Genomic DNA, 13037 nt, shown 5'->3' with positions numbered 1-13037 from the left:
GACTTTCCTTTCGTACCAATGATTTTCAGCGGAGAACCGACGTGATGGGCACGATGGTTCCGCACGCGAGCCACTGGCCCGCGTAGTCGCGCTCGTCGTCCATCACCATTCCGGTGGCGTGGGGTTCGGTCGGGTACATCGGCATGGCGTTGACCTGGGCGGCGGCGAAGACCTGGACCTCGCCCGCCGGCCGGTCGGCGCCCAGCCAGTTCCGGAAGCCGCCGAGCGTCGGGCTCTCACCGCCGAAGCGGTCGCCGACCGCGACGGCGTACCCGACCGCGGTCGCCTCCCGCGGGTCGAACCGCAGCGGCAGCGACGCGCTCGCCACCGCGTTGACGATCGGCCCGTTCAGCAGCCACGGCGCCAGGTACAGCCCGTACTGGTGAGTGGGTTCGAGACGCTGCAGCTCGGCGGCCCGCGTCATCGCCGTGTACCCGGCGGCCCAGCCGGAGACGACCACGAGCGCGGTGTCGGGCCCGGCGTCCGGCCGCACGGCCAGCCCGGTCCGCGCCGCCGTCTCACGCACCAGCTTCGCGGCCGCGACCCCGCGCGGGGAGTCGTCCTCGACCAGCGTGAGCGCGGACGGCTTCCGCCCGGCGAGGAACTCGACGAGCTTGACCAGCGCCCCGCCGTCCTCCGGTGTCAGCGCGTCGGACGGGCACGCGGTCAGCACGTCGCCGCGGTCCGCGACCAGGCCGCCGAGCGCCGCCGACGCGCATTCCGGCGCGTCGGCTTCGGTGATCGAGGGGCCGGGTGCGCTGCCCGCGTCGACCTCGACGACCGTGGTCGTGTCACCGCGGCGGATTTCCAGGTCACTGCGGCCGGCCGGCAGGTCGACGTCGGCCCAGGTGCCCTCGGCGCCGGGCCGGGCGACGGCCTTGGTCACGAGCCCGCCGCGGACCCCGGCCGAGAGGTCGTCCCCCGCGCTCGCCGGGAAGTGGACGACGTTGTGCCCCGGGCGTTGCGGGCTGACCAGCACCGGGAACCCCGGCGCGTCGGCCAGCAGCGGCACCCCCGGCACGGGCAGCGGCGGCGGCGCCGGGATCGCGCCCAGCGCACTCCAGGCGAGGAACCCGAGCGCAACACCGAGGGCGCCGAAGCGGTAGGCGCGCCCGCGCAGGACCACCGCGAGCCCGCTCACCACCACCGGCAGGACCGCGACAGCGAGCACCGCGAACCCGAAGAGCGTGGTGTAGAGCCGCCGGTCGAACCCGAGACCGGACAGCCCGAACCGCACCGCGCCGGCGAGGACCAAGAGCCCGCCGAGGGTGAGGGCCAGCGGGCCGGGACGGATCGACGACGTCGGGACCGGCCCGTGCAGGGCGAAGCCGAACCAGACGGCGGCCCCGGCGACGAACACCGTGTCGAGGGCGAACTCGACGCCGGTGCCCCCGAGCGACGTCTCCAGCACGACGAGGACCAGCAGGGCGACCGACGCCCAGCGCCCGGCCCGCGGCCACCGCAGGAGGATCGGTACGGCCACCGCGAGCACCACGTGGATCGCGAGCGCGACGACGTTGATGTCGACGGCGAACTCCGACACGACGGCGAGCAGGGCCGAAAGCCCGCCGAGGGTGTAGAGCGTGCGCTTCGTCCGGCGCGGCAGCTCCCCGACGAGCGGGCGCAGCAGGCCGCCGCCGGCGAGGAACGCCGTGGACAGCAACAGGGCCAGCCGGAGCACCAGCGCCAGAATGTCCACAGTGGACGAACCGGTGGCCGCGGAGTGGTCGTGTTCCATCAAGACTCCCAGGTCGGGGGGGGGGGGGGGGGGGGGGGGGGGGGGGTGGGGGGGGGCCCCCCCCCCCCCCCCCCCCCCACGACCGGGCTACTTGATGTCCGCGTCCGCGACCACGAACAGCTCGGAGTGCGGCTTGGCGTTGCCGAAGTCCCCGTGCGGCCACGACTTGCGGTTGAAGTTGATGCCGACCTGCCCGGTGAACTCGTCCCGGAAGTTCTGGTCGACGGCAACCTTCCCGTCGGGGCCGAGGTTCAGCAGGTTGACCTTGTGGTCACCGTCCAAACCGGACCGCGCGACGAAGTAGTTCGACACCGCGAGGTGCTGCGGCGACGTGGTTTCGTGGTAAAAACCGTCGCTGCCGAGCGCCCAGTTGTCGTAGGCGCCCCAGTGCGGGCCCGCACCCGGTGTGCCCGGGTTGATCGGAGCCGCGCCGACGACGGTCGGCAGGTCGCCGCCCCCGCCCTGCTGCGCCTTCGCCTTGGTGTCGACCCGGCCCTGGATGTCCTCGATCCGGTCGCCGGCGTTGACCAGCTTCTGGATGTCGAGGACGTAGACGCCGCCGGTGGTGCCGGGGTCGTCGGCCGAGAGGGTGCCCTTCTGCCGCCCGACGATCGCGCGGTAGAGGTACTTGTCGTCCGGGCTGGTCTGGATCCAGCCGCCGTTGGAGCTGGCGCCGTTCGAGTCGTTGTTCGCGTAGATCGACTTGTTGGCGGCGCCGTCGTCGAACACCTCGATCCAGTGCGGCTCGGCCGCGGTGATGTCCGGCGTGTAGAACACCGCGCCGCCCTGCATGGTCTGGGCGAACGCGCCCTTGTGCCCCGGCAGGTTCGTCACGGTCGTCTCCATGACCGCGCGGCTCTCGGCGTGCAGCGGGTCGGCCGGATCGGCGCGCGGGCCGTCCTGCAGGTACGACACCGACTTCAGCTTCGGGTGGTTGCGGTCGGAGATGTCCCAGGTCCGCACGGTCGGCCGCCGCAGGTACGGCGACGGCTGCTTGACCGGGTCGAGGATGATGTTGCGCGGCTCGGCGTAGTCACTGGTGACGAGCGTGTTCAGGTCCTCGCGGGCCTGGATGCCGTGCGGGTTGGCACACGTCGGCTTGCCCAGCTGCGGCAGGTTGTCGCAGAGCTTCTGGTTGTCCCCCTGCGGGGTCGCCGCCGGGGACTCGGACAGGACCTCGGCGTTCTGTCCGAAGTGGACAACCTCACCGGGGCTGCCGGCGAAGCCGTTGCCGATCTGGGTGGAGCCGTCGGCGTAGGAGTGCGGGCCGGGGACGACCGGGCCGCCCATGTACGTGCCGTACGCGGTGCCGTCCTTGAGCACCCAGTAGGCGTCCGGGACCGAGCCGCCGAGCGTGTTCGTCGGCAGGCTGACACCCTTGAGCTTCAGCTGCGGCAGCGCGCTGACGTCGAAGGCGTACGTCGCCGCGGCGAACAGCGCGCCCGCGTAGATCGTGTCGCCCTTGTGCCACACGTACTGCATGTGGTGCGGCTCGTTCTCGACCAGCGGGCCGACGGTGGCGGTGTTGACCACCTTGCCGTAGGTCGGCGAACCCTGCGTCGCGTCGATCACGGCGAGGAAGTCCGGGCCGGGCAAGGCGTTCTTGATCTTGTTGAGCCCGCCGCCGAGGGTGCCCGGCAGGTTTTTGACGTCCTTGACGAGCGTGTCGGCGATGTTCTCGTCACCGGCCCAGACGAGCAGCCACTTCTTCGGCGTGCCGTCCGCGGACCGGGCCTGCGCGGCGAGGTCCTTCGTCACCAGGTGGTTCTGCACCCAGTACTGCTTGCCGTCGGACGCGGTCTTCGCGTCGGTGACGGTCTGGACGTCGGCGTAGGCGCCGGTGGCCGAACCGGTGTACGTGACCGCGCCTATCGCGAGCGCGACGGCCGCGGCGCCGGTCACCACCTTTCGCCACCGGCCCGGGCGCAACGGGGTTGATCGCATGGTTCTCCCAGTTCTCTCGGACGACTGCGGTTTCTCGGGAAATGGGCGCGCTGAACCGCCGGTTCACCAGGGAACCGTTGGGGTGCAACGGAAAACGTGGTCAGTCGGCGTCAGCGGACACCGGCGGAATATTCGCGCCAAGCGGTCAAAGCGTCCAGCCGTGATCAAAGAATGGGACTTGACCCGACCGGGTGACTTTCCCACCACCCGGACCGAGTTGCACGGCCTCATTGGGCTGAACGGGTGAGTGTTGTTACTCCGCGACGTCTAGACCATCCGGTGGCGTCACGGGTGGTCACAATGGCGCAGCCCCGGCGCCTGAACGCCGGGGCTGTGAGTTATGTGTTCGTTATGAAAGCTCGGGAACTTCGGTCAGAGTTTGCTCCCGCAGTCCGAGCAGAACAGCGCTCCGGGCTTGTTGCCCTCGCTGCCGCACCCGCCGCAGCTGACCTTGAGCGCCAGCGCCGTGCCGCAGGACGAGCAGAACTTGCCACCGTCGGCCTTCAGGCCGCAGCCGGGGCAGGTGACCTTGGCGCGGGTGTCGAGGTCGAGCCCGGCCGTCCAGTCCTTCTCGCGCGCCTTGTCCCAGATCTGGTCGCGCTGCGCCGCGGCCTGCGCACGCGAGATCTCCTCGCCGACGCTCGGCGAGCACCGCAGGCACTGGCCGATCTCCTCGTTCCAGCACTGGTCGTGGCACATCCAGTCACCACAGCCGCGGCACTGGCGGAAGCTCGGGGTGATCTCCTTGACCGCCTCGGTCAGCGCCTTGTCCTTGGCCGGCGAGTTCGTCGCGCGGTCGTAGCGCCACTGGTCGGCCGAGTTGCTCAGGTCCCGCAGCGTGCCGCCGAAGAACGAGCCGACCGCGCGAAGCACGCTTCGCCCGGTCTCGACGTTGTCGCGCTGGAACGCGGACCGGAAGCCGTTGCCGCAGCGTTCACAGCGGAATTCGAACTGGTACCCCTGCGTGTTGGAGAGGTCCGAGAAGTTGTCCGTGAAGGGCACAGAGTCAGCCACGGCCCATCTTCGCCAGTGGGCGGGCGGCGTGACGACGAGAGATTTGCCGACAACGGCACGGCTACCGGCCGTCACGGGATACCAGCAGCGCCAACGGAAGCAGCGCCAGCACACCGCCGACCACCGCGACGAGCGCGTATCCCCCGCCGGCAAACAGTTGTCCCGACCCCAAACCGGCCAAAGCGGACGCCGACCAGACAACCGCGTCCACCGTGCCCTGCAGCCGGCTGCGCGTCGCGGGCGCGAGGTCGCGGCTCAGCTGCGCGCTGCCGCCGACGAACACCAGGTTCCAGCCGTACCCGAGCAGGAACAACGCCACCGGCAGGCCGGACGTGTGCGCCGTCGGCGCCGCGAGCGCGGTCGCCGCCGACAGCGCCAGCACCCCGAGGCCGACGTTGATCGTGACGCGCGGGCCCCAGCGGTCGGCGATCCGGCCGGACAGCGGCGCCAGCGCGAACATGCCGAACAGGTGCGCGCTCAGCACCCAGCCGACAACGCCGAGGCCGTGCCCGTGGGCCTGCAGCTGCAACGGCGTCATGGTCATCACCGCCACCATCGCCAGCTGCGCGGCGACCATCGCGACCAGCGGCCGCACCACGGTGGCCGGCCACACCGGACCGCGCCCGGCGGCCACCGGCTCGCGGGGCGGTGGGACGTCACGCGGCAGGACCCACACGGCCAGCGCCGCACCCGCGGTGGCCAGCACCGCCACCGCGACCGGCCCGGACAGCGACGGCCAGCCGAAGCTTTCGGCGACGTGCGCCGCCGGCGCCATTAACGCCGGCCCAGCGAGCGCGCCGATCGTCCCGGCCCACACGACGTTCGAGAGCGCCCGCCCTCGGCGGTCCTCCGGGTACAGGTCCGCGGCGAGGTAGCGGGACAGCTGCGCGCCGCCGTTGCCGACACCGACCAGCAGGATCCCCAGCAGCAACGGCAGCACCGCCGTCGCCAGCGCGGCCGCGAACGCGATCAGCGCACCGGCCGCGGCAACGCCGTACCCGGCGGACAGCACCCGGCGGCGGCCGTGCCCCGGCAGCAGCAGTCCTGCGCCGAGCGCGCCGGCCGCGGTGCCGAGCACCCCCGCAACGCTCGGCAGCCCGCTCCACCCCGGGCCGCTGCCCGCGGCGACGATCAGCGTGCCCGCGGTGCTCAGGCCGACCGTGGCCGTGTTGAGCAGCGCGACGCCGGTGAAGAGCGCGCCCATCGACCGCGTGCGGCCGGTTGTCGTCAGAGTCCCCATGACCAGCAACGTTAGGGAGAACCGGGCTCGGTTCGAAGGGCTCATGAACGGCATTTCGCTCGCCCCGGCCGCGGTTCGGAAGGAAGATGGGGCCCATGACCTTCCGTTCGGAAAAGCCGCTGGACGACGTCGACTGGCGGCTGCTGGAACTGCTGCAGGCCGACGGGAGGCTGTCGTTCAAGGAGCTCGGCCGGCGGATCAACCTGTCCGCGCCGGCGGTGGCCGAGCGGGTCCGGCGGCTCGAGGAGACCGGGGTGATCACCGGCTACCGCGCCCAGGTCGACGCGCGGCGGGCGGGCCAGCCGCTGCAGGCGTTCGTCGAGATGCGGTGCGCCTTCAGCAGCTGCCTGCTGAAGACGTCGAAGTCCGAGGACTACCCGGAGGTCGTGGAGATCCATCGCCTGTCCGGTGACCACTGCACGATGCTCAAGGTCCGGGCGGCGTCGCTGGAGCACTTCGAGGGTCTGCTGGAACGGCTCGGCAACCACGGCGAACTGCGGTCGACGGTGGTGCTGTCCACGCAGTTCGAGGGCCGGCCGGTCCGGCCGCCGTCGGACGACTACCTCCGCGCGACGACGTCCGAGGGCTGGTCGTGAGGCACGACGAACCCGCCCGTGTCGGTCGTTCGCCGAGCTTGCCGGGATCCAGGCGGTACTTAGAGCCGCGCACCCTGGCTTCGCGGGTGCCCGGCTGCTAAACGGGACACATGCGGAATTTCCCCCGGCGGGTGCGCGCTCTTGTCGTCACCCTCGCCGCCATGGCCACCCTCGTCGTCCCCGGCACCGCCCAGGCCGCCACCCCCTCCCGACCGGCCGCCCCTCGCGAGTTCGTCGCGCTCTCCGACGTCGCTCCGTCGATCCTGCAGGACATCCGGTACGCCACCCGGCACAACTTCGTCGGCCAACGCGTCGACGGCTATCTGCAGCCCCTCTGCATCCTGACCCGGCAGGCCGCCGAAGGCCTGCGGAAGGCCCAGGCGCAGCTGCGGAAGCAGGGGTACACGCTCAAGGTGTACGACTGCTACCGCCCGCAGCAGGCCGTCGACCACTTCGTGCGGTGGGCGAAGGACCTCGCCGACGAGAAGATGAAGGCCGAGTTCTACCCGAACGTCGCCAAGGACCGGCTCTTCGCCGACGGTTACATCGCCGAGAAGTCCGGGCACAGCCGCGGCAGCACCATGGACCTCACACTCGTCAAGCTGCCGGCGCGACCCCAGCGGCCGTACGTCCCGGGTCAGCCGCTCAAGCCGTGCTTCGCGCCGCAGGACCAGCGCTTCCCCGACAACATGGTCGACATGGGCACCGGCTACGACTGCTTCGACCCGCTCGCCCACACCGACAACCCGGCGATCACCGGTGTCCCGCACCGGAACCGCATGCTGCTCAAGGACACCATGGCCGCGGCCGGCTTCCGCAACCTGCCCGAAGAATGGTGGCACTACACGCTCGACAACGAGCCGTTCCCGGACACCTACTTCGACTTCCCGGTGAGCCGCTGCAGCGTTCGCTGAACACAAGAGCGCCCCGGTCCACAGTGGACCGGGGCGCTGCCTGTCACCGCGCGCAGTCCGCGGGGTTGACCGGCACCTCCGGCTGCGGCGCGTCCCCCTCTTCGGCGGGGATCCGGTACGCGTAGTGGTTCTCCGGCGGCCCCTGGACCTCGACCCCCGTCGGGTTCTCGTACTTCGTCTTCCAGCCCGACGGCGTCAGGAAGTACAGCTGGTAGGCGGGCCCGGGAGCCACGTCCTCGAAGAGGAAGTGCCCATTCGCGTCGCTGGTCTGCCGGCCGGTGACCGGGCAGTGCCGGTCGGACACCAGCACGACCTCGGTTCCGGCCAGCCCCTGCGTCACCTCGCCCCGGTCGTCGACGACGCCGATGGTGCCCTCGACGACGGCCTTGGCGCCCGGCACGGCGGCTTCGGCACGCGCGTTCGCATGGTTCTCGATGTCGACTTCGCTGTACCCGAAGTCGCAGGCGGCCACGACCTTGCCGCGGTTGAAGGACGCCTGCGGCACCGTCTCGGACACGTCGAACGTCCGGGTCTCCCCGGCGGCGATCGTCACGCCGCGGTTCCACACGAGATCACCCCAGCCGGGGCCGGTGGCGTTCAACAGATAGCCGTCACCGATGCGGTTGCACGCGGCCACGACGCCGATGAGCGGGGTCGAGCCCGAGTTGGCCAGCGTCACGGTGAGGTGCGCCAGCTCGCCCGGCTGGTAGCTGTCCTGGGTGAACGCCAGCGACGCGGTCAAGGCGCCGTTCAACGGCGGCGCGCCGCGGACGAGCAGGTCCGGCGTGTCCGGGGTGATCCGGACGGTCTGCCACCGGACCAGCCAGCCGTCGACGACGTCACCGCCCAGGGTGTACTCCCCCGCCGGAAGGTCGAAGGTGAACTTCCCTTCGGCGTCGCTCGTGGCCGTGTAGTTCCTGGTGCCGGTGACGTACCGCAGGGTGAGCTCGGCGCCGGCGAGCGGTTCGCCGCCGTCGAGGACACCGTCGCCGTTCCGGTCCGCGTAAAAGACACCCGTCGCGCGACCGGGCACCCGCGTGGTCGGCACCCGCGAGTCGAACGACCCGACTCCGAACCCGGTCTCGTCGAACACCCGGCCCCGCACCGCGGCGGTCGTCTGCTCGGGATCGCGAACGCGGCCGGAAACGGCCAGCTCGACGGTCTCACCGGGCTCGATCGTCAACCCCGGCCGGTTCTGGAGCGCACCCCAACCACCGTAGGGAACGGACAGGTCGATCGGGTCGAAGTCCTGGAAGACCGTGAGCCCGGCCGCCCGCCCCGAGCCATTGTTCGTCAGCTTGAACGTGAAGTGCACTTCGTCGCCGGTCCCGTAGGACGGCTTGTCGAAGGTGACCGAAACGCCGATCCGGTCCCAGGCCGCTCCCGCCGGAGTCGCGAACACACTGGTCAACGTCGCCATCGCCGTGACGAGCACGGCGAGCAGAGCCGCCGCTCTTTGCCCGGCGGAACGCACGACAAATCGATTGGTCAAAGCAGTCTCCCCCTGCTACCCGCTGGAACGCGCAAAGCCCCCGAATCGCGCAGAACCACCACACTGTAACCAGAGCGGGCAAAAGAGGAACAGCCTCCGCGACCGATTGGCCGGTTCCGGCCACCACGGGAAAGGCCCCCGCCGGAAACCGGCGAGGGCCTTTCTCGTAGCTCAACTTCAGCGGAAGTCGCGGCCGAAGTCGTAGTCGTCCAGCGGCACCGCGGCACCGGTACCCGTGCCGAACACGTCCGGGGTGTAGTAACCGTCGTCGTAGGACGGGATCGCGTAAGCGGCGACCCGCGCCTCCTCGGTCGGCTGCACCTGGATGTTGCGGTACTTGTTGATGCCGGTACCGGCCGGGATCAGCTTACCGATGATCACGTTCTCCTTGAGGCCCACGAGCCGGTCCGAACGGCCGTTGATGGCCGCGTCGGTGAGGACTCGCGTGGTCTCCTGGAACGACGCCGCCGACAGCCACGAGTCCGTGGTGAGCGACGCCTTCGTGATCCCCATCAGCACCGGACGACCCGAAGCCGGCTCGCCGCCTTCGGAAACCGTCGAACGGTTCCGCGCCTCGAACTTGGTCCGCTCGGGCAGCTCGCCCGGGAGGAAGTCCGTGCCGCCCGAATCGATGACCGTCACCCGGCGCAGCATCTGCCGGACGATGACCTCGATGTGCTTGTCGTGGATCGACACACCCTGGGCCCGGTACACCTTCTGGACCTCGTCGGTGAGGTGCATCTGCGCCTCACGCGGGCCCATCACGCGCAGGACCTCGTGCGGGTCCGGGGTGCCCTCGAGCAGCTGCTGCCCGACGTTGACGTGGTCACCGTCGCCCAGCGGGCCGTTCGGGGTGTTGGCGAGCCGCTGACGCTTGGACAGCTTGTCGAAGACGATCTCTTCGCCACCGTCGTCCGGGATCAGCGTGATCTTCCAGAACCGCTCGCTCTCCTCGATGCGCACGCGGCCATCAACGTCGGCGATCGGCGCCTTGCCCTTCGGGACACGAGCTTCGAAGAGCTCCTGCACACGGGGCAGACCGGTCGTGATGTCGTCACCGGCGACACCACCCTGGTGGAACGTACGCATCGTCAGCTGCGTGCCCGGCTCACCGATCGACTGGGCCGCGACGATACCCACGGCCTCGCCGACGTCGACGAGCTGACCGGTCGCCATCGAGCGGCCGTAGCAGGTCGCGCAGATGCCGACGGCCGACTCGCAGGTCAGCACCGAGCGGACCTTGACCTTCGAGATGCCGCTGGAGAGCAGCTTGTCGAGGGCCGGGTCGCCGATGTCGTCACCGGCGTTCAGCACGACGTTGCCCTTGGCGTCGACCGCGTCCGTCGCGAGGTTCCGCGCGTACACGGAGGTCTCGACGTGCTGGTCGCGCAGCACCTTGCCGTCGCCGATGTCCTCGCCGATCGGCATCATGATGCCGCGGGTCGTGCCGCAGTCGATCTCGCGGACGATGACGTCCTGCGAGACGTCCACCAGACGCCGGGTCAGGTAACCCGAGTCGGCGGTACGGAGCGCCGTGTCCGCCAGGCCCTTCCGGGCACCGTGCGTCGCGATGAAGTACTCCGCCACCGACAGGCCTTCACGGAAGTTGGCCTTGATCGGACGCGGGATGTACTCACCCTTCGGGTTCGACACCAGGCCACGCATACCGGCCAGCGACCGGACCTGCGTCATGTTGCCCGCCGCGCCCGACTTCACGATCACCGCGATCGGGTTGTCGTCCGGCAGCGCCGTCTCCATGATCTTGTGGACCTCTTCGGTGGCCTGCGTCCACACCTTGACGAGCTCGTTGTTGCGCTCGGTGTGCGACAGCTGACCACGCTGGTAGCGCTTCTCCACCTGGGAGGCCTTGCCCTCGTACTCGTCGAGGATGGCCGCCTTGCCCACCGGGGTGAGCACGTCCGAGATGGCGATGGTGACACCCGAGCGGGTCGCCCAGTAGAAACCGGCGTCCTTCAGGCGGTCCAGGGTCTGCGCGACCTGGGTCATCGAGTACCGCTCGGCGAGGTCGTTCACGATCGCGGCCTGCCGCTTCTTCGGCATCGGCTCGTTGATGAACGGGTAGTCCGCCGGCAGCAGCTCGTTGAACAGCACGCGGCCCAGGGTCGTCTCGGCCAGCCACATCTTGCCCGGCTCCCAGCCCTTTTCCGCGAGCCGAGCCTCGTCGGCCTTCGCCGGCTGACGGTCGGTGATGCGGATCTTGACCGGGGCGTGCAGGCCCAGCGCCTTGCGGTCGAAGGCCATGATGGCCTCGGCCGTCGACGAGTACGCGTTGCCCGCGCCTTCGGCCTTCTCGTTGAGGCGGGTCAGGTGGAACAGGCCGGTCACCATGTCCAGTCGCGGCATGGCGAGCGGACGGCCCGACGCCGGCGACAGGATGTTGTTCGCCGACAGCATCAGGATCCGGGCCTCGGCCTGCGCCTCGGCCGACAGCGGCAGGTGCACCGCCATCTGGTCACCGTCGAAGTCCGCGTTGAACGCCTCGCAGACCAGCGGGTGCAGCTGGATGGCCTTGCCCTCGACCAGCTGCGGCTCGAAGGCCTGGATGCCGAGGCGGTGCAGGGTCGGCGCGCGGTTCAGCATCACCGGGTGGCCGGTGATGACCTCTTCCAGCACGTCCCACACCTGCGGCCGCGAGCGCTCCACCATCCGCTTGGCGGACTTGATGTTCTGCGCGTGGTTCAGGTCGACCAGCCGCTTCATGACGAACGGCTTGAACAGCTCGAGCGCCATGTCCTTCGGCAGACCGCACTGGTGCAGCTTCAGCTGCGGGCCGACGATGATGACCGAACGGCCCGAGTAGTCGACACGCTTGCCGAGCAGGTTCTGGCGGAACCGGCCCTGCTTGCCCTTGAGCAGGTCGGACAGCGACTTCAGCGGCCGGTTGCCCGGGCCGGTGACCGGACGCCCGCGGCGGCCGTTGTCGAACAGCGCGTCGACGGCCTCCTGCAGCATCCGCTTCTCGTTGTTGACGATGATCTCGGGCGCGCCGAGGTCGATCAGCCGCTTGAGGCGGTTGTTGCGGTTGATCACGCGGCGGTACAGGTCGTTCAGGTCCGACGTCGCGAACCGGCCACCGTCGAGCTGCACCATCGGGCGCAGGTCCGGCGGGATGACCGGGACGGCGTCGAGCACCATGCCGCGGGGGTCGTTGCCGGTGGCCTGGAACGCCGCGACGACCTTGAGCCGCTTCAGCGCGCGGAGCTTCTTCTGCCCCTTGCCGTTGCGGATGGTGTCGCGCAGGTTGTCGGCTTCGGCCGCGACGTCGAACTCGGCGGCCAGCTTCTGGATGGCCTCCGCGCCCATGCCGCCGGTGAAGTACTCGCCGTAGCGGTCGACGAGCTCGCGGTAGAGCAGCTCGTCGGCGATCAGCTGACGGGTGTCGAGCTTCGTGAAGGTCGTCCAGACCTCCTCGAGGCGGTCCAGCTCGCGACCGGCGCGGTCACGCAGCTGGCGCATCTCGCGCTCGCCGCCCTCCTTGACCTTGCGGCGGACGTCGGACTTGGCGCCCTCGGCCTCCAGCTCGGCCAGGTCGGCTTCCAGCTTCTGGGCGCGGGACTCGATGTCCGCGTCACGCTTGGTCTCGAGGTTCTTGCGCTCGACGCCGATCTCGTTCTCGAGGGTCGGCAGGTCGTTGTGGCGCAGCTCCGTGTTCACGCCCGTGATGACGTAAGCAGCGAAGTAGATGATCTTCTCGAGGTCCTTCGGCGCCAGGTCCAGCAGGTAGCCGAGGCGCGAGGGAACACCCTTGAAGTACCAGATGTGGGTCACCGGCGCGGCCAGCTCGATGTGGCCCATCCGCTCACGGCGCACCTTGGCGCGGGTCACCTCGACGCCGCAGCGCTCACAGATGATGCCCTTGAAGCGGACGCGCTTGTACTTGCCGCAGTAGCACTCCCAGTCCCGGGTCGGACCGAAGATCTTCTCGCAGAAGAGGCCGTCCTTCTCGGGCTTGAGCGTCCGGTAGTTGATGGTCTCCGGCTTCTTGACCTCGCCGTAGGACCACTGACGGATGTCGTCGGCCGTGGCGAGACCAATGCGGAGCTCATCGAAGAAGTTGACGTCCAGCACGTCTAGATCC

At 69.9% G+C, this 13037-nt stretch carries 8 protein-coding genes; 2 read left to right on the top strand and 6 right to left on the bottom strand.

Features of this window, described 5'->3' with window-relative positions; genetic code table 11:
• Positions 1–25: 25 nt before the first annotated feature.
• From ACIA5G_RS03430 to ACIA5G_RS03415, 4 genes are all read right to left on the bottom strand, one after another.
• Positions 26–1738 carry a hypothetical protein gene (locus ACIA5G_RS03430; protein WP_395920617.1) on the bottom strand — a complete coding sequence of 571 codons (1713 nt, stop codon included), beginning with the start codon at positions 1736–1738 and terminating at the stop codon, positions 26–28.
• Positions 1739–1825: 87 nt separating this feature from the next.
• Entirely contained in the window at positions 1826–3682 is a 1857-nt protein-coding gene (locus ACIA5G_RS03425; protein ID WP_395920616.1) for a hypothetical protein, read from the bottom strand.
• Between the two features lie 372 nt (positions 3683–4054).
• Positions 4055–4696, bottom strand: coding sequence for a zinc ribbon domain-containing protein (locus tag ACIA5G_RS03420; RefSeq protein ID WP_395920615.1), 642 nt, complete (start codon positions 4694–4696; stop codon positions 4055–4057).
• Between the two features lie 61 nt (positions 4697–4757).
• Complete coding sequence (locus ACIA5G_RS03415) at positions 4758–5936, bottom strand: MFS transporter (RefSeq protein ID WP_395920614.1); 1179 nt, start codon at positions 5934–5936, stop codon at positions 4758–4760.
• Between the two features lie 95 nt (positions 5937–6031).
• On the opposite strand from ACIA5G_RS03415, the gene ACIA5G_RS03410 reads away from it, so the two are divergent.
• Together ACIA5G_RS03410 and ACIA5G_RS03405 are read left to right on the top strand one after the other, a co-directional pair.
• Complete coding sequence (locus tag ACIA5G_RS03410) at positions 6032–6532, top strand: Lrp/AsnC family transcriptional regulator (protein ID WP_395920613.1); 501 nt, start codon at positions 6032–6034, stop codon at positions 6530–6532.
• Between the two features lie 110 nt (positions 6533–6642).
• Entirely contained in the window at positions 6643–7446 is an 804-nt protein-coding gene (locus tag ACIA5G_RS03405) for a M15 family metallopeptidase (protein WP_395920612.1), read from the top strand.
• Between the two features lie 43 nt (positions 7447–7489).
• Here the strand turns inward: ACIA5G_RS03405 and ACIA5G_RS03400 are convergent, their stop codons facing one another.
• Both ACIA5G_RS03400 and ACIA5G_RS03395 read right to left on the bottom strand, forming a co-directional pair.
• A complete protein-coding gene (locus tag ACIA5G_RS03400; protein ID WP_395920611.1) occupies positions 7490–8938 on the bottom strand; it encodes a SpaA isopeptide-forming pilin-related protein in 1449 nt (482 codons plus the stop codon).
• Between the two features lie 177 nt (positions 8939–9115).
• Positions 9116–13027 carry a DNA-directed RNA polymerase subunit beta' gene (locus ACIA5G_RS03395; protein ID WP_395920610.1) on the bottom strand — a complete coding sequence of 1304 codons (3912 nt, stop codon included), beginning with the start codon at positions 13025–13027 and terminating at the stop codon, positions 9116–9118.
• Between the last annotated feature and the right edge of the window lie 10 nt (positions 13028–13037).

Origin of the sequence: Amycolatopsis sp. NPDC051758 (assembly GCF_044453095.1) — a bacterium.
In the GTDB taxonomy this organism is placed as follows: Bacteria; Actinomycetota; Actinomycetes; order Mycobacteriales; family Pseudonocardiaceae; genus Amycolatopsis.
The sequence above is the reverse complement of the archived record's forward strand: the minus strand, read 5'-3'. Positions and strand labels throughout refer to the sequence as shown.

What these genes read in the sequence shown, in the direction of transcription:
- ACIA5G_RS03425 (WP_395920616.1), bottom strand. Translation starts at nt 3,682, where the DNA reads ATGCGATCAACCCCGTTGCGCCCGGGCCGGTGGCGAAAGGTGGTGACC.
- ACIA5G_RS03415 (WP_395920614.1), bottom strand. Translation starts at nt 5,936, where the DNA reads ATGGGGACTCTGACGACAACCGGCCGCACGCGGTCGATGGGCGCGCTC.
- ACIA5G_RS03410 (WP_395920613.1), top strand. Translation starts at nt 6,032, where the DNA reads ATGACCTTCCGTTCGGAAAAGCCGCTGGACGACGTCGACTGGCGGCTG.
- ACIA5G_RS03430 (WP_395920617.1), bottom strand. Translation starts at nt 1,738, where the DNA reads ATGGAACACGACCACTCCGCGGCCACCGGTTCGTCCACTGTGGACATT.
- ACIA5G_RS03405 (WP_395920612.1), top strand. Translation starts at nt 6,643, where the DNA reads ATGCGGAATTTCCCCCGGCGGGTGCGCGCTCTTGTCGTCACCCTCGCC.